18 protein-coding genes are annotated in these 19909 nt (G+C 62.7%); 8 read left to right on the forward strand and 10 right to left on the reverse strand.

Annotation, left to right across the window (positions count from 1 at the left end; translation table 11 throughout):
* Nucleotides 1-121: 121 nt before the first annotated feature.
* Genes KIG99_RS04505 through KIG99_RS20740 form a run of 3 tightly spaced genes read right to left on the reverse strand, consistent with a single transcriptional unit; the run spans nt 122 to nt 4700 of the window.
* Complete coding sequence (locus KIG99_RS04505; protein ID WP_226459052.1) at nt 122-2638, reverse strand: EAL domain-containing protein; 2517 nt, start codon at nt 2636-2638, stop codon at nt 122-124.
* A 32-nt stretch (nt 2639-2670) separates the two neighbouring features.
* The gene (locus tag KIG99_RS04510) at nt 2671-3702 is read right to left on the reverse strand and encodes a cytochrome-c peroxidase (RefSeq protein ID WP_226459053.1); all 1032 of its coding nucleotides are present in this window, start codon (nt 3700-3702) and stop codon (nt 2671-2673) included.
* A 38-nt stretch (nt 3703-3740) separates the two neighbouring features.
* Complete coding sequence (locus KIG99_RS20740; RefSeq protein ID WP_226459054.1) at nt 3741-4700, reverse strand: sensor domain-containing diguanylate cyclase; 960 nt, start codon at nt 4698-4700, stop codon at nt 3741-3743.
* A gap of 91 nt (nt 4701-4791) precedes the next feature.
* Between KIG99_RS20740 and nth the strand changes: the two genes are divergently transcribed.
* The 4 genes from nth to KIG99_RS04535 are packed head-to-tail and all read left to right on the forward strand — an operon-like array spanning nt 4792 to nt 7574.
* On the forward strand, nt 4792-5424 hold the full coding sequence (gene nth / locus KIG99_RS04520; RefSeq protein WP_226459055.1) for an endonuclease III: 633 nt from the start codon (nt 4792-4794) through the stop codon (nt 5422-5424).
* Entirely contained in the window at nt 5421-6440 is a 1020-nt protein-coding gene (locus KIG99_RS04525; RefSeq protein WP_226459056.1) for an FIST C-terminal domain-containing protein, read from the forward strand. Before nth ends, KIG99_RS04525 begins: the two co-directional genes overlap by 4 nt.
* Nucleotides 6433-6864, forward strand: coding sequence for a DUF1841 family protein (locus KIG99_RS04530; RefSeq protein WP_226461785.1), 432 nt, complete (start codon nt 6433-6435; stop codon nt 6862-6864). The genes KIG99_RS04525 and KIG99_RS04530 overlap by 8 nt, the downstream gene beginning before the upstream one ends.
* A 53-nt stretch (nt 6865-6917) precedes the next feature.
* Complete coding sequence (locus KIG99_RS04535; RefSeq protein ID WP_226459057.1) at nt 6918-7574, forward strand: hypothetical protein; 657 nt, start codon at nt 6918-6920, stop codon at nt 7572-7574.
* On the opposite strand, the gene KIG99_RS04540 is transcribed toward KIG99_RS04535, so the two are convergent.
* Both KIG99_RS04540 and KIG99_RS04545 read right to left on the reverse strand, forming a co-directional pair.
* Nucleotides 7571-8344 (reverse strand): oxygen-binding di-iron domain-containing protein, encoded by a 774-nt coding sequence (locus KIG99_RS04540; protein ID WP_226459058.1) that lies wholly within the window; start codon nt 8342-8344, stop codon nt 7571-7573. The two genes, KIG99_RS04535 and KIG99_RS04540, sit on opposite strands and share 4 nt — an antisense overlap.
* A 76-nt stretch (nt 8345-8420) precedes the next feature.
* Entirely contained in the window at nt 8421-10205 is a 1785-nt protein-coding gene (locus KIG99_RS04545) for a GspE/PulE family protein (protein WP_226459059.1), read from the reverse strand.
* A gap of 135 nt (nt 10206-10340) precedes the next feature.
* Between KIG99_RS04545 and KIG99_RS04550 the strand changes: the two genes are divergently transcribed.
* The gene (locus tag KIG99_RS04550; RefSeq protein WP_226459060.1) at nt 10341-10892 is read left to right on the forward strand and encodes a hypothetical protein; all 552 of its coding nucleotides are present in this window, start codon (nt 10341-10343) and stop codon (nt 10890-10892) included.
* A 66-nt stretch (nt 10893-10958) separates the two neighbouring features.
* On the opposite strand, the gene KIG99_RS04555 is transcribed toward KIG99_RS04550, so the two are convergent.
* Nucleotides 10959-11180: a DUF3820 family protein gene (locus KIG99_RS04555; RefSeq protein ID WP_226440808.1), complete on the reverse strand. Its 222-nt coding sequence runs from the start codon at nt 11178-11180 to the stop codon at nt 10959-10961.
* A gap of 50 nt (nt 11181-11230) precedes the next feature.
* Nucleotides 11231-11983: a sulfite exporter TauE/SafE family protein gene (locus KIG99_RS04560; protein ID WP_226459061.1), complete on the reverse strand. Its 753-nt coding sequence runs from the start codon at nt 11981-11983 to the stop codon at nt 11231-11233.
* A gap of 104 nt (nt 11984-12087) precedes the next feature.
* Here KIG99_RS04560 and KIG99_RS04565 point away from each other — a divergent pair, with 104 nt between their 5' ends.
* From KIG99_RS04565 to KIG99_RS04575, 3 genes are all read left to right on the forward strand, one after another.
* On the forward strand, nt 12088-13011 hold the full coding sequence (locus KIG99_RS04565) for a LysR family transcriptional regulator (protein WP_226459062.1): 924 nt from the start codon (nt 12088-12090) through the stop codon (nt 13009-13011).
* A 67-nt stretch (nt 13012-13078) separates the two neighbouring features.
* Entirely contained in the window at nt 13079-14308 is a 1230-nt protein-coding gene (locus KIG99_RS04570) for a DUF2252 domain-containing protein (RefSeq protein ID WP_226459063.1), read from the forward strand.
* Between the two features lie 107 nt (nt 14309-14415).
* Nucleotides 14416-15375, forward strand: coding sequence for a cation diffusion facilitator family transporter (locus tag KIG99_RS04575; RefSeq protein ID WP_226459064.1), 960 nt, complete (start codon nt 14416-14418; stop codon nt 15373-15375).
* Between the two features lie 8 nt (nt 15376-15383).
* Here the strand turns inward: KIG99_RS04575 and KIG99_RS04580 are convergent, their stop codons facing one another.
* From KIG99_RS04580 to KIG99_RS04590, 3 genes are read right to left on the reverse strand one after another with little or no spacing between them, the layout of a single operon-like run.
* Nucleotides 15384-17384 carry a TonB-dependent receptor plug domain-containing protein gene (locus KIG99_RS04580; RefSeq protein ID WP_226459065.1) on the reverse strand — a complete coding sequence of 667 codons (2001 nt, stop codon included), beginning with the start codon at nt 17382-17384 and terminating at the stop codon, nt 15384-15386.
* Nucleotides 17375-19366, reverse strand: a complete 1992-nt coding sequence (locus tag KIG99_RS04585; protein ID WP_226459066.1) for an ATP-binding protein — start codon at nt 19364-19366, stop codon at nt 17375-17377. The genes KIG99_RS04580 and KIG99_RS04585 overlap by 10 nt, the downstream gene beginning before the upstream one ends.
* On the reverse strand, nt 19363-19905 hold the full coding sequence (locus KIG99_RS04590) for a YfiR family protein (protein WP_226459067.1): 543 nt from the start codon (nt 19903-19905) through the stop codon (nt 19363-19365). The genes KIG99_RS04585 and KIG99_RS04590 overlap by 4 nt, the downstream gene beginning before the upstream one ends.
* Between the last annotated feature and the right edge of the window lie 4 nt (nt 19906-19909).

Consider the following 19909-nt stretch of genomic DNA (forward strand, 5'->3'; position numbering starts at 1 on the left):
CGGCGTCGCCTTGGTCGCCCTCCCCTGAGAAAGGGAGGGCTGGGAAGGGATTCAGGGCCAGGCGAAGCGATGCCGATGCCAATGCCCGAACATATGAGCACTCAGAGATCGCGCCCAGCCTCTAGGACGTCGTCGCCAGCAAGCCCTGGATTTGCCCCGCAGCTTGCGGTCGACCGTACAGAAAGCCCTGAAACTGGTCGCAACCGTGCGCCAGCAGATAATCGCGCTGCACTTCGGTTTCGACTCCTTCGGCAATCACCGACAGATCGAGTTCGTGCGCCATCGCAATCATGGCCGCCACGAGCTTGACGGCGCCGCCCGGCGCACCGATTTCGCAGACGAAGGAGCGGTCGATTTTCAGTGACTGCACCGGGAACTGGTTGAGATAACCCAGCGACGAGTAACCGGTACCGAAGTCGTCGATCGCCACATCGACCCGCATGCCATGCAAGGCATGCAGCACCCGTGCCGCATTGCCGGCATTGCGCATGAGCAGCGACTCGGTCAGCTCAAGCGCCAGCATCTCGGGCGGCAATTGGTGGCGCTGCAAGCTGGCAGCAACCAGAGCCGGCACATCCTGCTGCGCAAACTGGTGCGCCGACAGATTGACGGCCACCGGCACCGCCTGCAAGCCGGCATCGAGCCAGGCACGCTGTTGCCGGCAGACCTCATCGAGTGCCCACTCGCCCATCGCGCAGATCAGGCCGCTTTCTTCGGCAAGCGGGATGAAGCGGGTCGGCGGAATCAGGCCGTGTTCGGGATGCTGCCAGCGCATCAGCGCCTCGGCCCCGATCAGGCGACCACTCTGCGCCTCGACCTTGGGCTGGTAGTACATGGTCAGCTCCTTGCGCTCCAGCGCGCCGCGCAAGTCGTTCTCGAGCAGCAGTTCGCCGAGAGAAGTCTTGTTGGCACCGGCCGAATAGAAGCGCACCGTATTGCGCCCCTCCTCCTTGGCCCGGTACATCGCCGCATCGGCCTTGCGCAGCAGCTCCGAAACACTCTGCCCGTCACCCGGCCAGAGCGCGATGCCGGCGCTGCCGGTCACGGTCAGGGCGTGGCCGGCGAGCAGGTAGGGCTGACCGAACACGGCCAGCAACTTGTGTGCGACGTGCATGGCGTACTGCAACTGTTCGATCTCGGGCAGCACCACGACAAATTCGTCGCCGCCCAGACGCGACAGCGTATCGGTTTCACGCAGCACGCCGAGACCGCGCTCGGCCGCCTGAATCAGCAGGTTGTCGCCGACTTCGTGGCCAAGCGTGTCGTTGATGTTCTTGAAGCGATCGAGATCGACGAAGATGACCGCCACCTGCAGGTCGGCCCGGCGCGACTTGGCGATCGCCTGGGCAATCCGGTCTTCGAGCAGAATCCGGTTGGGCAGGCCGGTCAGCGCATCGTGGTGAGCCAGGTGATGGATGCGCGCCTCGCTTTCCTTGCGCTCGGAGATATCGGTGAAGATGCCGATGTAGTTGCTCGCCTTGCCGGCTGCATCGCGCACCGCCGCGACCGACAGCCATTCCGGATAGATGCCGCCATCCTTGCGGCGATTCCAGATTTCGCCATGCCACTGGCCGCGCTTGAGCAGTTCCGACCACATCTGGCGGTAGTACTCGCGCCCCTGCCGCCCGGAGTTGAGCAAGGCGGGCGTCTTGCCGAGCACCTCGTCTTCGCGGTAGCCGGTAATCTGGCAAAAAGCGGGGTTGACCGCAACGATCTTCGACTCGGCATCGGTAATCGTCATCCCCTCCGCGGCGCTGGTGAACACCTGAGCATACAGGCGCAGCCCTTCTTCGGCCTCGCGTTGCGCTTCATAGCGCTGCAGCAGATCGCGCCGATCACGATTGATCCGCTCAATGGCATACATCACGTAGAGCACCAACAGCACCGAGACGGCGTAGAGCAGTTGCCGGTAATAGCCGGCGAGCCGTTGCGATGCCTCGTGGCCGTCGGTGTAGAGCCGGGTCAGCTCCTCGCTCACCCGGGCCGTCGGCGAATTCATGATGCGAAAAGCCAGACGGTCAACCTCCGGGCGCCGTCCGATGATCGCCCGGGCATGCACCAGCAGGTGCGCCGGCGACAATTCGCCGAAAGCCGGCAGTTCCAGCTTCTGGATGCGGGCAAGCTCCAGCTTCAGCTTATCGACATCCTCGCGCTCCGGCCCCTGACCGAAAGTCAGCACGGAACGGACAAAATGATCGAGTTCTGGCGGTCGACCGCTACCGAGCTTCTCCAGATAGGTCTCGGCAGCCAGCGGAAAGTAATGCAGCGAATTGCGCAGGACGGAGTTGCTGCGCTGGAACTGGTCGATGTCCTCTTCCTTGAGCCGTTGCGCGGCACGCAGTTCATTGAGCTTGTCATGCAGTTGCGGCAGGTCATCCGCCGGCACCCAGGCCGGAAAACGCCCGATATTCGGCTGTTCGCTGCGGATTTCCTGAACCAGTCGGACCAGCGGATCGTAGTTGTGCATCAGGTCCGAATAGCTGCCGAGCACGGCGACATTGAGCTCGACATCGGCCTGCTGCACGCGGCGCAGCGACTGCATGTAGGCATAGTGGCCTTCCGGCGAAACCTCTCCGGCCCGCAGGAAAAGCCAGGTCAGCAAGGCAATCAGGGCGACAAAACCAAGACTCAGCCCCATCCACAATCCGCAGCGGCAACGCTGGATCAGCTTCATTTGAGCAGAGCCCCCTGCCACTCGCCATTCAGCGTACCGAGGAAGGCCACAAGGGCTTGGACATCCTGATCCGACAGCTCACGCCCCAGCTGGTAACGCCCCATGACCCTGACCGCCTTGTCCAGCGTTGGCGCCGAACCATCATGAAAATACGGCGCCGTCAGCACGACGTTGCGCAGGCTGGGCACCTTGAAGACATGCCGATCCTCTTCGCGCTGCGTGACGTTGTAACGGCCCAAATCGCTCTTGTTGAGCGGTCGACCGCTGAAGTAGTCGCCCAGCACGCCAAACTTCTGATACATGTTGCCGCCAATCAGTGCCCCCTGGTGACAACTGACGCAGCCGAGTTCGCGAAAGCGCCGGTAGCCCTCGACCTCGAGCTCGGTCAGGACTTCGCGGTGCCCCTGCAAATAGCGGTCGAAACGGGAATTGACAGTGACCAGCGAACGTTCGAAAGTGGCGATCGCATCGGCAATATTGGCTGCAGTCAGGCCATCCGGATAGGCCAGGGTGAATTCCCTGACGAATGTCTCATCCTGACCGAGCCGGGCCAGCACCTCGGCCCAGTTGCTGCCCATCTCGATCGGGTTATGGATCGGCCCGGCGGCCTGCTCCTCGAGATTGGCGGCACGCCCGTCCCAGAACTGGACGAAGCTCAACCCACTGTTGAAAACCGTCGGTGTATTGATGCTGCCGACCGCCCCACCGATGCCCAGCGCAAAACGCCGACCATCGGCACCACCGCGCGCGTAGTCATGGCAGGAGACGCAAGCCACCGTATTGTCGGCCGACAGGCGCTTGTCTTCGAACAAGCGGCGCCCCAGGGCAACCCGTTCGACCGGCAAGTCGAGGACCGGCAAAGGCAGGATCGGCAGGGTCGTATCCAGGTTGGCCAGCGAAACGCTGCTGGCCGGCCGTGCCGGCAATTCGGCCTGGCTATCCCAAGGCAAGCCAAACCAGTTGACGGCCCCGAGAACCAGCAAAAGAAACACAGCAAACAGCAGCCGATACAACCAAGAGAATTTCATGCCCCCATTATCCTTGAAGCCCTCTCCGGTAACCAGATTCAGGTAGCCAAAACCACCCGGTTCCTGCCTTGCGCCTTGGCCATGTAACAGGCCTCGTCAGCTCGGTTGATCAAGGCATTTTCACTTTCCCCAACCCGGAATTCCGCCGCGCCGATACTGACCGTGCACATCGCCTGATCGCCCGGCACATTTCTGCTCGCAATCGACAAACGCAAGCGTTCGGCAAGCAGGACCGCAGCATCCAGCCCAATCTCGGGCAGGAGAACGACAAATTCCTCGCCGCCATAACGAAAGGCCTGGTCCGAGGCACGCAGGGAAAGGCTGATCAGTCGCGCCAACGTCTGCAAGACGAGATCGCCCTCGATATGTCCACGGCTATCGTTGATCTGCTTGAAATGATCGCAATCGATGACGAGCAGCGAAAGTGGCCGGCCATGCCGGGCGCAGCGCCCGATTTCACCGGGCAGGCACTGGTGCAGGCGGCGCCGGTTGAACAGGCCGGTCAGCGGGTCGGTGACGCTGAGCAGGCGGTAGCGCTCTTCGCTCTCGCGCAAGGCATCTTCGGCGCGGTGGCGCTCGGTGACGTCCTGCAGGGTTTCAATGGCGCCGATCAGTTCGCCGGCGGCATTGCGCAAGGGGGCCGCCGTGAAGTACAGCCAGCGGCCTCCCTCGCCGAAGGCCGGGAAAAAATCCTCGGCCTCGAAGGCCCCCTCGATCAACGCCGAACGCCTGAATTTGCCGTGATAAAACTCGTCGACCGCTCCTTCGAGCGCATCGCTGACGATCAGGTCGGCCATGATCGGACGCGGCTGCGGATAAAAGGCCCGCCATTGCTCGGTGCGGCCGATCATCTCGGATGCCGGCACGCCGGTCAATACCGCACAGGCGCGATTCCAGTGCGTCACCCGGTGCTGCGCATCGATAACGATGCTGGCCACCGGATTCCCCTCTACAATCTGGGAGAGGATTAGATTATCACCGGGGATTGTGGTCGCCACAAGAACGCCATCCTTCTCTGTCGGTTAGAATGTTTTACGACCAATATCCGCCTTTAGTCATAGCCTGACAACCCTGCAGTGCAGCAATTCCGTGAATAAAGCCCAAACCGAAACCTTTTACGCCCGCCTCGCCGCCAGCAATCCGGCACCGACCACCGAGCTGCACTACAGCAGCCCGTTCCAGTTGCTGATTGCCGTCATCCTGTCGGCCCAGGCCACCGATGTCGGCGTCAACAAGGCGACGGCACGGCTCTTCCCGGTCGCACCGACGCCGGACAAGATGGCGGCGCTCGGTATCGAAGGCCTGACCGAGTACATCAAGACCATCGGGCTGTTCCGGACCAAGGCGAAGAACGTCATCAACACCTGCCACATCCTGCTCGAACAGCATGGCGGCGAGGTGCCGCAGGAACGCGCCGCCCTCGAAGCCCTGCCCGGCGTCGGCCGCAAGACGGCCAATGTCGTGCTCAATACCGCCTTCGGCCAGCCGACGATTGCCGTCGACACGCACATCTTCCGGCTCGGCAACCGCACCGGCCTCGCCCCCGGCAAGACCGTGCTCGATGTCGAACAGAAGCTGCTGCGCGTCACGCCCGAGCATTACAAGAAGGACGCACATCACTGGCTGATCCTGCACGGCCGCTATGTCTGCAAGGCACGCAAACCGGAATGCGGCGTCTGCGTCGTCGCGGATCTGTGCCGCTTCAAGGGCAAGAGCGCATGAGAGCCGGCAGCGGCCTCGCCAGCGGCCCGCGCCCGACCCCCGAACTGGCGGCCGAAGCCGTGCAACTGGCACTGGCGGCGGCCGGCCTGGAACGGGCGGCCAGCGTCTGCCTGTTCCTGACCCGCGACTTCATTCGCCATGCCCAGCCAGCAGTACTCGCCGCCGCCCGCGCCGCCGGTTCGCTGCAGGTTTTCGGCTGCACGGCAAACGGCCTGTTTACCGAAAACGGCTGGCTGCTCGATCAGTCGGGTGCCGCCGCCCTGGTATTTGCCAATCCGGTGCCCGGCGGCGATGCCGATGTACCGCTCATTTCCTGCAGCGGCCAGGGCAGCCTGCACTTTGACTGGCAGACGGGCGCCCCGCGTGCCGGCCTGCTCGACAGCGCAGCGGCCGTCTGGTCACATGCCCGCGTCGCCGAAGACGGCCGCGCCGAGACCCGTCTCGCCGGCCTGCACAGCCACCTCGCCTTGTCCAGCGGACTGCGCCTGCTCAGCCAGCCGCACGCGGTCACCGCCAGCCGCGGCCTCGATCTCCGCCAGTTGGCCGGGCAGAATGCCGGCGACAGCCTGTTGCGCAGCTTGCCGGCCGAATTGCGCGAGCATCCGCCGCTGCACCAGATCGTCGCCCTGCGCCAGTCCGGCCAACCCGGCCTCGGCATTCTGGCGCTCAATGCCGATGCGTCGCTGACCTTGACCGAGGCACTCGAGGAAGGCGAAAAAATCAGCTGGGCAATCCGTCAGCCGATGTCGGCCGAACAAGACATGCGGCAGGCGCTGGGCGCAGCGGTCGACGCCGGCTGCAAGCCCGATTTCGCACTGATGTTTTCCTGCATCGGCCGCGGTCCGCTGTTTTACGGCAACGACGACCGCGACCTCGTTGCCTTCCGCGAACAATTCCCCGGCACTCCGCTGCTTGGCGCTTACGGCAACGGGCAGATCGCCCCGGCCGACGGTGCCAATCGCCTGTTTCAGAACACCGCCGTCACCCTACTTTTGGCAGATACCCATGCTGTTTAATCCCTCCCGCGAGCAAGTCCGCCGCTTTTTCTGCGATGCCTGGAAGAAGCATCAGGAACGCCTGCCACTGGTCGGCGCTGAAGTCGCCGCCGCCGATCTGGCCGTGCGCCACCCGGAATACCACGCCCTGCTCAACGATACAGATGGCGCGCTGGACAAGGAATGGACGCCGGAAGACGGCCAGATGAATCCCTTCCTGCATCTGTCGCTGCACCTCGCCATCCATGAACAGGTCAGCATTGATCAGCCGCCCGGCATCCGCGCCGCGTTCGAGGCCCTGCGCATTCGTCTCGATCCGCACGCCGCCGAACATGTGCTGCTCGAATGCCTGGGCGAAACCATCTGGCAGGCGCAGCGCCAGGGCGGGCAAATGGATGCACTGGCCTACGTCGATGCGGTGCGCCGCAAATCGACGCCGTTTTAACGAGCATCGATACCTAGGCAGGCCCTTCGGTCGACCGCTGAAAAGGGGAGAAAATGCAACGCCGCCAACTACTCAAGCGCCTGGCCATGCTGGCCGTTGCCGAACGGCTGGGCAGCCTGCGTGCTGCCTGGGCCGCCGGCACCTCCCCGGCTGCGCCCGGCCTGCAACGTTTCAGCGGCCAGGTTACGGTCAATGGTCAGCCGGCCAAGGCCGGCATGCCGATCAAGCCCGGCGACACGATCAGCACCGGGCCCGGCAGCGAAGCCATCTATGTCATCGGCAAGGATGCCTACCTGCAGCGCGACCGCTCGGTGGTCAGCATCAGCGGTGATCTGCTCAAAGCCGGCCTGCGCGTGATTACCGGCAAGTTGCTGGCAGTTTTCGGCAAGGGCGACAAGCGCATCGAAACCGCTACCGCGACCATCGGCATTCGCGGCACCGGCTGCTATATCGAGAGCGCACCCGACAAGGTGTATTTCTGCCTGTGCTACGGCAAGGCGGAAGTTGCTTCGCTACGCGACCCGGCACACAGCGAAAGCATCGAAACCCGCTACCACGACCACCCGGTTTATCTGCATGCCGATGGCAGCCAGATGATGGTGCCGGCAGCCGTGATCAATCACACCGACAACGAACTCTACCTGCTGGAAAGCCTGGTTGGCCGGGTCCCGCCCTTCTACGGCAAAGCCCAGCCCTACTCCCAGGCTTAAGCGGGAATCGTGTAGTTGTTCTGGGTCATCAGGTCGACGCCGCATTCCAGCGTCTCGACCCAAGTGATGAAATCATTCACTGCATTCTTGCCGACAAAACGCGAGCCGTGCTGCGGCACGATCTGCTCGATGTCGAGCTGACGCACCATGTTGCCCCAGAAGCGGCCTATCTTGCGCGACACGATGTAGCGCCGGTGAAAGCCTTCCATGTACTTGATGTGGCTGTCGAAATCGGTCACTGGCTGGGCAGCCTGCTCATGCGGCACGAGCGAGGCACCGAGGTCACCCGAGAAGAGAATCCTGGAGACCGGATCGTAGAACTGGAAATTGCCTTCGGCGTGCAGGAAGTGCGCCGGCAGGGCAATGATCTGGCACTGGCCGAGCGGAATCCGGACCCCCTGGTCGGGAATGCCGACGATACGGTCGGAAACATCCTTGCCGGTCGTGAAGTGCGGCACGAAACGTGTCCACAGGCTGGAGATCAATACCTTGCAGTGCGAGGCGACAAACCACTTGTTCACCGAGGCAATGATGTCCGGATCCGGATGCGAGGCGAGGATGTAGTCGAGATCCTTGGACGAAAAATACTGCTGCATGTCCATCAGCAAGCCGCCGTAGGTCATGTTGCCGCCCGGATCGATCAGCGCGCCATGGCCGTGGTCGGCGATCAGGAACTGATTGCACTGGACGGCACCGGCGGCCGAGTCATCGACCAGATCGTAAAACGCATGCACGATGTGCTTGCCATCGTTGAACAACTCGACTGCCATAAAGCCCCCTTTTTGCAAGGTGGCATTATCGCCATACTGTTACCGTTTGACTACTGTATGCGCCGCATTCTTGTAACTAAGTGTCATCGGCCGGCGGCGCGACCTTGATGATTTCTTCCAGCGAGGTGATGCCCTGCGCCACCTTCAGCGCCCCGGAAATACGCAAGGGCCGCATACCTTCGCGATAAGCCTGTTCACGCACCTTGGCGATTTCCATCCCGGGCTTGATCATGCGCCGCACTTCCTGCGAATTAAGCAGGATTTCATAGAGCCCGACCCGACCGCTATAGCCGGTCATCCGGCACTCGAGACAACCGACCGGCTGATGGATATGGGTCGGCTCGGCCGATTTCCACGGCGCCACCAGACCGCGCCAGGCGGTGCGCTGCTCGTCGCTGAGCGGCACCTGCTTCTTGCAGTGCGGACAGAGCGTGCGCACCAGGCGCTGCGCCATGACACCGAGCAGGGTCGAGTTGATCAGGTAGGGCGGCACCCCGAGATCGAGCAGTCGGGTGATTGCCGAGGGCGCATCGTTGGTGTGCAGCGTCGACAGCACGAGGTGACCGGTCAACGCCGCCTGGATGGCCATTTCCGCCGTTTCCAGATCGCGGATTTCACCGATCATGACAATGTCCGGATCCTGCCGCATCAGCGCCCGCACACCGTCGGCAAAGCCGAGCTCGATGCCGTGATTGACCTGCATCTGGTTGAAGGCGCCCTCGATCATTTCGATCGGGTCCTCGATCGTGCACACGTTCACTTCCGGCGTCGCCAGTTGCTTGAGGGTCGTGTACAGCGTCGTCGTCTTGCCCGAACCGGTCGGGCCGGTGACCAGGATGATGCCGTTCGGTGCCGCCGTCATCTGCTTCCAGCGCGCCTGGTCCTCCTCCGAGAAACCGAGCGAGCGGAAATCGCGGACCAGCACTTCCGGGTCGAAAATGCGCATCACCAGCTTTTCGCCAAAGGCGGTGGGCAGCGTGGACAAACGCAATTCGACCTCCTGGCCGGACGGCGTGCGCGTCTTGACGCGACCGTCCTGCGGCCGGCGCTTCTCGATCACGTCCATGCGGCCGAGCAGCTTGATGCGGCTGGTCATCGCATTCATGACCGTCATCGGGATCTGGTACACCTGCTGCAGCACGCCGTCGATGCGGAAACGGACGATGCCGATGTCGCGCCGCGGCTCGATGTGAATGTCGGAAGCGCGCTGATCGAAGGCGTACTGCCACAGCCAGTCGACGATATGCACGATGTGCTGGTCGTTGGCGTCGTACTGGCGGTTGCCCTTGCCGAGCTCGACCAGTTGCTCAAAACTCGACAGTCCGGAAGTGATCTCGCCCTTGGCGGCGGCCTTCTTGACCGACTTGGCAAGACTGAAAAACTCGACCAGATAGCGCGAGATGTCTTCCGGATTCGCCATGACGCGGCGGATTTCCTTGCGCAGGATGGGCTTGAGCTCCTCGATCCATTCCTTGACGAAAGGCTCGGCGGTGGCGACAACGATTTCGCGCGTCGTCACCTGTACCGGCAGGATGCCGAAGCGCGCCGCATAGGCGCTCGACATCACTTCGGCGACGCCGGTGAAGTCGATTTTGAGCGGATCGATATGCAGGTAATCCAGGCCGCAGCGCCCGGCCAGCCATTCGGTCAGCACTTCCAGCGAAAGCAGGCGTGGCTCCTTGCGGCTGCGCCATTTCTGGTCGGCAATGACGACCAGCGGATGGACGCGGGCGCCATGCAGGCGGCGCTCGACCTTCAGCGCCTCGGCCGGCCCCGCCTCGACCAGACCATCCATCACCATCAGGTCGAGCACCTCGGAGAGGGTCAGACGATGCTCGTGGGCAAATGCAGTTGTATTCATGGCGGGCAATATAGCGCGACTCGTAAAGCTTTGTAAGCGAGCCGCGATCTGTTTGCATTCATTTACAAGCCGGCCGAACCGGCCGATGCCGCATGCCTACAATCAAGCCATCACCACCGCACAAGGAGTCGCACCATGAAAACCCGTCTGTTCGTGATCGCCAGTTCGCTGATCGCCACCTTGCTCGCCATGCCCGCCATCGCCCAATCGACGCCAGCTCCGGCCGCTCCCGAAAACAGCATCTCCGCTGCGCCGGCCGGTCCCGGCATGATGGGCCAGGGCGCCCGCCAGAACCGGGCACGACCAGCGCGCGACTGTCAGCAATCGCCCAATCCGGGCGCCTGCAATGCCCAGCGCGAAGCCCGCAGCAAGGCCATGGAAGCCTGCAAGGACAGCGTCGGCCCGCAACGCCGCACCTGCATGCAGGAACAGCGGGCGAACTTCGACTGCAGCAAGAGTGCCAACCCGCAGCAATGCGAAGCCCACAAGGCTGCTACCAAGGCCTGTCAGGGCCAGAGCGGCCCGGCCGCACGGCAATGCATGCAGGAAAAGATGCCACCGGTCGACTGCAGCAAGTCGCCCAATCCGCAACGTTGCGAACAACACCAGAAAGCGCGCGAAGTCTGCAAGGACAAGCTCGGCCCCGACCACAAGAGCTGTCTGCGCGAACAATTCAAGCCGAAATAAGCGCGCCGCTTGCGGCAAGACAATTTGGCCTGTTCCGGACGGTCGACCGTCCGGAACAGGCCATTTTCATTCGCGTCGTTTGCTACGCAGCGGCGTCAGCAGGTAGGACAAGCCGTTGTGGTCGATTTCCTGCATCAGCGCCAGCAGGCGACCGATTTCACCGGGCGGGAAGCCTTCGCGCGCGAACCAGTTGAGATAGTTGCCGGGCAGGTCGGCGATCAGCTTGCCGGCATGCTTGCCGAAAGGCATCGTGCGCGTCACCAGCAGGAGCAGGTCTTCGGGTTGCATGGCAAGGCTGGTAAAAGGAAGCGGGCCGCCATTGTGCCAAAAAGTACGGCTCAGCCGTGTACGATCATCCAGCCGCCGGTCGCCAGCAACATCAGCGAGAATGCCGCCCGCAACTTGCGCTCGGGCAGGCGATGCGCCAGGCGCACGCCCGGCGACACGGTCAGCGCCCCGCCGAGCGCCAGCAGGATGCCGGTTTGCCAATCGACCAGGCCGGCCTGCGAAAATGTAAGCAAGGCCACCGCCGAACTCGGCATGACCAGTGCCAGCGCATAGCCCTGGGCGAGCGCCTGGCTCTGACGGAAAAAACCGACCAGGATGGGCGGCACGATCATGCCGCCGCCGATGCTGATCAAGCCCTGGCAGGAACCGCCGATCAGGCCGACCAGCGGAATCAGCTTTTCGGGCAGCGCCAGTTGCCAGCGACCGCGCCCGGCCCGCATCTGCCACAGGCTGTGCAGCGCCAGCCAAAGCAGAAAGGCACCGAAGTAGCGGCGCAACTGGGCGGAAGCGAGATTGCTGGCGTAATGCGCGAGCAGCGCCGTCGCCGTCACCGCGCACATGACCAGCAGGGCAGTGCGCAGGCGCGGCAGGGGCTGGCGCTGGCTGTAACGCCATAGCGCAATGGCCAGGTTGGGCACCATCATGACCAGCGCCGTCCCTTGTGCCAGCTTCTGGTCCATGCCGAAGAGGCCGGTCAGCACGGGAATGGCGATAATGCCGCCGCCGATGCCGAAAACACCGCCGGCAAAGCCGAGTGCGGCACCAAGCACGACAGGAATGAGAAAGGCCAGTACGAGGCTCATGGTCCAACCAGAAATCAATGAGCAGCCATCTTACTGCTTTGAAAAAAACAACAAATGGCGCCAGATTGAATTTATTCTTGCGTTAAACACAACAATCAAAAGCCATGTCCGACGACCTCGCCTTCTTTCCCCTCCTCGTTCAGCACGGTAGCCTGGCGCGTACCGCCCGCGAACTCGGCTTGAGCCCGGCCGCCGTCAGCCGCCGCCTGAGTCAGCTCGAGCAGCGCCTCGGCGTGCGCCTGCTGGCGCGCACGACGCGGCGCATGAGCCTGACGCCGGAAGGCGAGCTTTATCTGAGCGAGAGCCGGCGCATCCTCGGCGAAATCGAAACCCTGGAACAGGCGCTCAGCCTGACCCGGGCCGAGCCGCGCGGCCTGCTGCGCATCCACGCCACCTTCGGTTTCGGCCGCCGCCAACTGGGGCCGGCCGTATCAGAATTCGCCCGCCGCCACCCGGCGATCGATATCCAGTTGCTGCTCACCGACCAGCCGATGATACCCGGCGACCAGAATTACGACATCGCCATCCGCTTTGGCGAACCGCCCGATGCGCGCCTGCTCGCCCGCAAGCTCGCCACCAACCATCGCGTCCTCTGCGCCGCGCCGTCCTACCTGGCACAGCGCAGTTTGCCGGCCAGCCCGGAGGATCTGGCCGGCCACGACTGCATCGTCATCCGCGAGGGCGATGCTGCCTTCGGCACCTGGACGCTGTGCGCCGGCAAGCAGTGCCGCAAGGTCAAGGTACGTGGCAAATTCAGCACCAACCACGGCGAGGTAGCCGCCGACTGGGCGCTGGCCGGCCATGGCATCCTGCTGCGCTCGCTCTGGGACATTGCCGGCGACCTGCGCGACGGCCGCCTGATCCGCGTCCTGCCCGAATGGTCGGGCAGCCCGGCCGACATCTACGCGCTCTACCCGCAGCGCCTGCACCTGTCGGCGAAGGTGCGGGTTTTCCTCGATTTTCTCGATGTGCATTTCGCTGCCTACCGCAATCCGCCGGACAATGCCGCAGCAGCGGCCTGGCAATGAGGCCGATAACAGACAATTGTCACGACTTCGGCGTATGGTTTGCCTCTTCGATGCCCAAGCCGAAGCCATGACCCAAACCTCCACCCTGTCTGCTGCCGAGATCATCGCCGGCCTGCGCGCCACCAACGCCGGGCGCAACCCGGAACTGCTGGCGATGAAATACGCCAGGATGCAGCAAAGCCCGTTCGTCTTCCTGCGCGGCGCCTGCCATTTGTTCTACGCGGCCCTGCCCGACACAGCGCTGTTCCGCCAGGCTCCGCTGACCTGGGCCTGCGGCGACCTGCATTTCGAGAATTTCGGCAGTTACAAGGGCGACAACCGGCAGATCTATTTCGACATCAACGACTACGACGAAGCCGCCCTCGCCCCCGCCAGCTGGGATCTCGTCCGGCTGCTGAGCAGCATCCGCTGCGGCGCCGACGACCTGAAACTTTCGCCCGCGGCGGCAAAGCAGGTCAGCCGTGACTGCCTCGACGCCTATTGCCGCGCGCTAAGCCGCGGCAAGCCGCGCTGGGTGGAGCGGGAAACGGCGAGCGGCATGATCAGCGAGCTGTTTGCAAAATTGCAGAACCAGAAGCGGGCCGATTTCCTCGACAAGCGGACCAGCCTCAAGGGCAAGCATCGCCAGCTCAAACTCGACGGCATCAAGGCGCTGCCGGCAACGGCGGCAGAGCGGAAAAAGATCGAACACTTCATGCTGCAGTTTGCCGCTACCCAAAGCACGCCGAAGTTTTTCGAGGTCATCGACGTCGCCCGCCGCATTGCCGGCACCGGCAGCCTCGGCGTCGAGCGTTATGTCGTCCTGGTCGAAGGCAAGGGCTCGCCGGACAGCAATTACCTGCTCGACATCAAGGAGGCGCGGCAGTCATCGCTGAGCACAGCGCTCGCCCGCCGCGGCATCGAGCAACCCGGCTGGCCCGATGCCGCGAGCCGGATCGCCATGATCCAGCAGCGCCTGCAGGCGATCGACCACGCTTTTTTGCAGGCCATCAAACTGGATGGGCAAGCCTTCATTCTCAGGGATCTGCAACCGTCGGAAGACCGCGTCGCGATTACGGACTGGGGAAAAAAGCTGGAGCACCTGAGCGAGGTCGTCGCGAGCATGGGTGAAATACTCGCCTGGGACCAACTGCGGGCCGCCGGACGCTCGGGCTCGGCCAATGCCGATGCCTTGATCGCCTTTGCCGCAGACGACTGGCAGGACGAAATGCTGGCCGCCGCCGAGGAAATGAAGCGGCAGAATCAGGCGCAGTGGGAAATCTTTGCCAAAGCCCTGCCGGAGGGCCGCCTGGCTTGATGGACACGACTCCGGCGGCCGCTTAAAATGCGCCGCCGCATGACGCAACCATGCTTCCGGCCGTGCCTTCTGTACTCGCCTGGCTCCACGATGGATACGCATAGAACATGAACGACTTCCAGAACATGGCCGACCTCGACAACGACGAAGAGACGCCGGAACGCGAGCGTGCCGGCAAGCGCTCGACCTGGATCAGTGTCGTCGTCAATGTACTTCTCACCCTCTGCCAGGTCATTGCCGGCTTCATTTCCGGCTCGCAGGGTCTGATCGCCGACGGCATCCACTCGCTGTCCGACCTAGTTGCCGACTTTGTCGTGCTGCTTGCCATCCACCACAGCAAGAAGGAGGCGGACGACGATCACCATTACGGTCACCAGCGCTATGAAAACGCCGCCTCGCTTGTTCTCGGCAGCCTGTTGCTGGCAGTCGGCGGCGGCATGATCTGGGCCGCAGCACACAAGCTGCAGACCCCGGAAAGCATCCCGACCGTGCATGTCATTGCCCTGTGGGTTGCGCTCGGCGCCCTGCTCGCCAAGGAACTGCTCTTTCGCTACATGCTGGCGGTGGCCGAGCGCGTGCGTTCCAGCATGCTCGTTGCCAATGCCTGGCACGCCCGCTCCGACGCCGCCTCGTCGCTGGTCGTCGCGCTCGGCATCGGCGGCAACCTGCTCGGCTTTCCGCTGCTCGACCCGATTGCCGCACTGATCGTCGGCTTCATGGTCGCGCGCATGGGCTGGAGCTTCACCTGGAATGCGCTGCATGACCTGACCGACCGCGCCGCCACCGAGGAACAGGTGGCCGGCATCGCTGCCGAAATCCTCGCCACGCCCGGCGTACTCGGCCTGCACGACCTGAAGACGCGCAAGACAGGCGACATGATCCTGGCCGATGTGCATCTCGAAATCGATGGCCAACTGACGGTCACCGAAGGCCACGACATCGCGCACCACGCCCGCCTCAACGTCATGGCACGGCATCCGGTGCTTTACCTGATGACGCATGTCGATCCGGCGCCTGGCACTACGAAAACTGCCGATATTTGCGTGTCGACCGCTGAGCGGGCGTAACTGCCTGCTTAAAAGCGGGCGGTAAGTTTCAGCCGGAAACTGCGTCCCAGTTGCGGCATGCGGTCGCGCTCACCGGCCAGCGTGGTATCGAGCGCCACCGGGTCGGCATAATGGTGGTCGAACAGGTTGTAGATGCCCAGTGCGACATCCCAGGCCTGGCCAACCGGCCGATACGTCAGGTTGAGATTGGCCACGCCGTAGGCGGCCACCCAGCCACCGTCCTTGCCGGTTCTGCGCCGGCTCAGCATCTGCCCTTCCAGACCGGCCAGCCAGCCGCTCGCCCCCAGGGGCAGCGCCAGATTGGCATGCAGGACATGCCGCGGCACGTTTTCCAGCGTACCGCCGCTCAGGCGCATCTGCTGCAAGGTGTAGCCAGCCCGCAACTGGGCATTGCCCGGCCAGCGCTGCTGGAACTCCAGCTCCAGGCCGCGCCCGTCGATCGTGGGGTAATTGACGTAATGCCCGCTGCTTGCGGCAATACCGATCAGGTCCTGCAAGCGGGAAAAATACAGCGAGCTGCTGAACCGACTGTTCGGACCGAGCCGCTGATCCCACGAGAACTCCAGGGAACGCATGCGCTCCGGCTGTAATTCGGGATTGCCAAAGGCGAAGGTCGCCGGCAGGTAATACTTCTGGAACACCGTCGGATCGCTGAAGGCCGTGGCGTAAAGCATCTTGAAAATGCCGCCGCGTTCGTTCTGATGCACCAGCCCGAGGCGCGGACTCCAGTGTGCGGCGGTCGTCGAGGACTTGTCGAGGCGCGTACCGAGGGTCAGATAGGTCGCCGTACCGACGAGTATTTCGTCCTGCAGATAAAGGCTGCCTTGTTCGCTCTGCCGCCGGTCATTCAGGCAGGCTTGCGTACCGACGCCAAAACAGCCGTAGCCCTGATCGTCGTTGATCTGATCCTGCCGCACGTTCGCCTTGTACTCGATCCCGGCAATCCAGCGATGCCCCTGCCAGGCGGTGCTCAACAGCCGGCTTTCCCAGCCCCACCACTGGCCGGTGGCACGATCGCGGTTGAGCACCCGCGGCGGATAATCGTAGGGAAAATCGCCCTTGTATTCGTACTGTCCGGCATAGAGACGCGTATGCAGGGAAGTCGCACGGCTCAGTTGCCAGTCCTTGCCGACTTCGGCCAGCGTGTAGTTGTCGGCCTCCCGGTGGGCACCGTCGTTGTACAGGGTTTCGAAGGAACCGGTCGGTACCGACCGGTCGCGTACCGAGTGAATCAGCGTCGCCCGCCAGTCTTCGCTGCGATAACGCAGAAAGAACTTGCCGGTATTCTCACCGCCGACCCCGCGCAAGGTCGAGTCATAGCCCGCCGCGGCATTTTCCGGCAAATCCAGAGGTCGACCGTTGAGACTGCTCCCGGTATAGGAAAGGAGAAAATCTCCGCCCGATTCGCTGCGTTTTCCCCAGCTGATCCGCCCTTCGCCAGCCCGACCGCTGCCGGCGCTGGCCGACATTTCCATTCCCTGCAGGCTGCTGCCGGCCCGGGTCACGACATTGATCACGCCCAGCGCGGAGTCGCCACCATAAACCGAGGCACTCGGCCCGCGGATGACTTCGATTTGTTCGATCAAATCGATGTCGACCGGAAAGGCGCTATCCACCGCGGCACTGCCGTAGATGTTTTCATTGACGGCAATGCCGTCGACCAGCAACTGCATCCGGTTGCGGTAATCGCCAGGCGCGGCAATGCCGCGCACGCCAACGTAGTCATAGGTGTGATCGCTGCTCACGGTGTAACCGTTCAGACTGCGCAAGGCATCGGCCAGGGTACGCCAGCCAAAGGTGCGGATATCGGCACGCGTCAGCAAGGAAACCGCCGACGGCGTGAATTCGGCGTTAACGGCAAATTTCGGGGTCTGGATAACCGGCATCCGGAGCAGTTCCTCGAACGGCAAGTCGACCAGATCTTCCGACTGCGCCCAGACGGACCCGCCCCCGTTCAATAGCGAGAGGAAACCGGCAGTCCATAACAACAGTGCTGGCTTCAGCTGCAAATGCCTACTCCTTCCGTCTCGACCTTTTCCATGCGCCCGGCACGCAGCCATTTGAGCAACGTGGCATACAGCACGGCAGGATCGACCGGCTTGGCAACGAAGTCATTCATGCCGGCATCCAGGCATACTGCCTGATCCTCGAGGAAGGCATTGGCGGTCATCGCGATGATCGGCAGCGTGGCGCCAGTCGGCAGGCCGCGAATCTGGCGGGTTGCGGCAACCCCGTCCATTACCGGCATCATCATGTCCATCAGGACCAGATCATAGCCGCCAGCCTTGATCATTTCGAACGCCTGTACGCCATCCTCGGCAACATCGACCACAAAGCCCAGTGCCTGCTGCAGCAACTCAAGCGCCACTTCCTGATTCACCCAGTCATCTTCGGCCAGCAAGATCCGGGTACCGACAAATTCGCTACGCAGCAGTTGCTCGGCATCAACGCCGGCAAGCGGCGGCAAGCTCGCCTCGCGGGGCGAATCGGGCAGCACAGGCAGGCGAATGGCAAAAGAGAAGACGCTGCCAACCCCAGGCGTACTCGCCACCTGTACTGTCCCGCCCATCAATTGCACCAAACGCTGACAAATTGGCAGACCAAGGCCGGTGCCACCGAATTTTCGCGTCATCGAGCCATCAGCCTGCTCGAAGGGATTGAAGATCTTCTGCAGCGCCTCCGGCTTTATGCCGATCCCGGTGTCGCGCACCGAAAAACCGACCAGAACCTCGCCGGCAAGCTCTTCCTGGAACTGGATGGAAAGCACGATACTGCCGCGCTCGGTGAACTTGATTGCGTTGCTGACCAGGTTGAGCAATATCTGCTGCAGACGCAGGGGATCACCCAGCAACTGGCGACTCGCCAGACGGGGATCGACATCGTGGGTGAGTCGCAGCGCGGCAGCTTCGGCCTTCGAAACGATCAGACTGTCGAGATTGGACAGCAGCGTTTCGATCGAGAACGGCGTCCGCTCGATGGCCATCCGTTCGGCATCGATTTTCGACAGGTCGAGAATGTCGTTGAGCAGGCTCAGCAGATGATTGGCGGCGTTGGAAATCTTGCCCAGCTTGTCGAGCTGCCCGGCATCCTGATTATTGCGGCCAAGCATGTAGGAAAGGCCGATGATGGCATTCATCGGCGTGCGCAATTCGTGACTCATGTTGGCAAGGAAGGTGCTCTTGGCACGATTGGCCGCTTCGGCGCCCTCCTTGGCCACGGACAGGGCCTGGGTACGCTGCTGGACGGTCTCCTCGAGGTGCTCGCGGTACTTGGCCAGCTCCTGATGCCGATCGGCAATTTCGCCCAGCATGGTATTGAATGCATCGGCCAGCTGACCGACTTCGTCATTCGAGTATTTGTCCGCGCGTTTCGAATAGTCCTTCGACTCAGCAACCCGCCGCGCCGTTTCGGTCAGGGAACCAAGCGCGGCCAGCAAGGAAACCTGCATGCGCTTGGCAATCAGGAAAGCGGCGACAAAGGCGACAAACAAGCCAACCAGGAAGAGCAAGGCATTCCAGCCGATCTCCTGCCAGACCTTGCCCAGACTTGCAGTCAACGCGACGGAGCCGACGATGCCATCGCGCGTACGGATCGGCACGACCACGGTGATCGAAGAAAAATCACGGTAGGCCGTCGGCACGTCATGAACCCGTTCGCCCAGCCCGACCTGCTCCAGCGGCAAACTGCCGCCACGATCGAAGTGGTAGCTGAAAGTATCGCGCAATCCGAGCAGGCGGGCGGCCTGGATGTCCGGATGCTGCTGCAGGGAGCTGAACAGACGCTCGGCGCCAGGCATATCCTGAAACTCGACAACCGCCGATGCATTGAAGGCAATCACTTCGGCCATCGAAAAAAGCTCATTCTGCTTGCTTGCGCGCCGTTGCTCGATCTCGAGCCCGATCGACATCAGGAAGGTCAACAAAAGGCCCACCCCGACCGAGGTCGCGATGATCAGCGCCAGACGATGGCGGATGGTCTTGATCTGCATCATTTCGCCGCTCCGATCACGACTCGGGCCAGTCGCATCAATTGCGAACTGGGCTTCAGACCGGCTGCACTGACGGCCGCCACATTGATATCGAACTGCAAACGTCCCTCAGCCCTGACCAGGGCGATGGCACCGCCCTGACGTGTGAATATCTCGGCATCGCTGACGGTCAGTACCGACAAGCGCTCCACCCAGCGCAAGACGGCGCCGTAGCGCGCTTCTTCGCTTTCGGGAATGAACAGCAGCTGACAATCGCCCATCTGGTCCGGCCCGGTTACCCGCCGTATGCGCAACTCCCGCCCGGCAATGCTGCGCGTCTCGTAGGGCGCCAGATAGCCGCCGAGGGTATCACGGCCGAACAGGCAGATCGTTGCCGTCGGCGTCGCTTCCGGCCAATCGACATATTTCAGGAAATTGACCAGGTAGGCAGCCTTGAGCTGACTTTCGTTATTGGCCTGGGGGTATGCATGCCCCCACGGCTGCAAGGCCAGCAGGAGCAGCAAGAACAGGCGCGAGGAAAGTGAATGCCAGCGAGCAGCCATGATG

The sequence above is a fragment of the Quatrionicoccus australiensis genome (genome assembly GCF_020510425.1).
Lineage (GTDB): Bacteria > Pseudomonadota > Gammaproteobacteria > Burkholderiales > Rhodocyclaceae > Azonexus > Azonexus australiensis_A.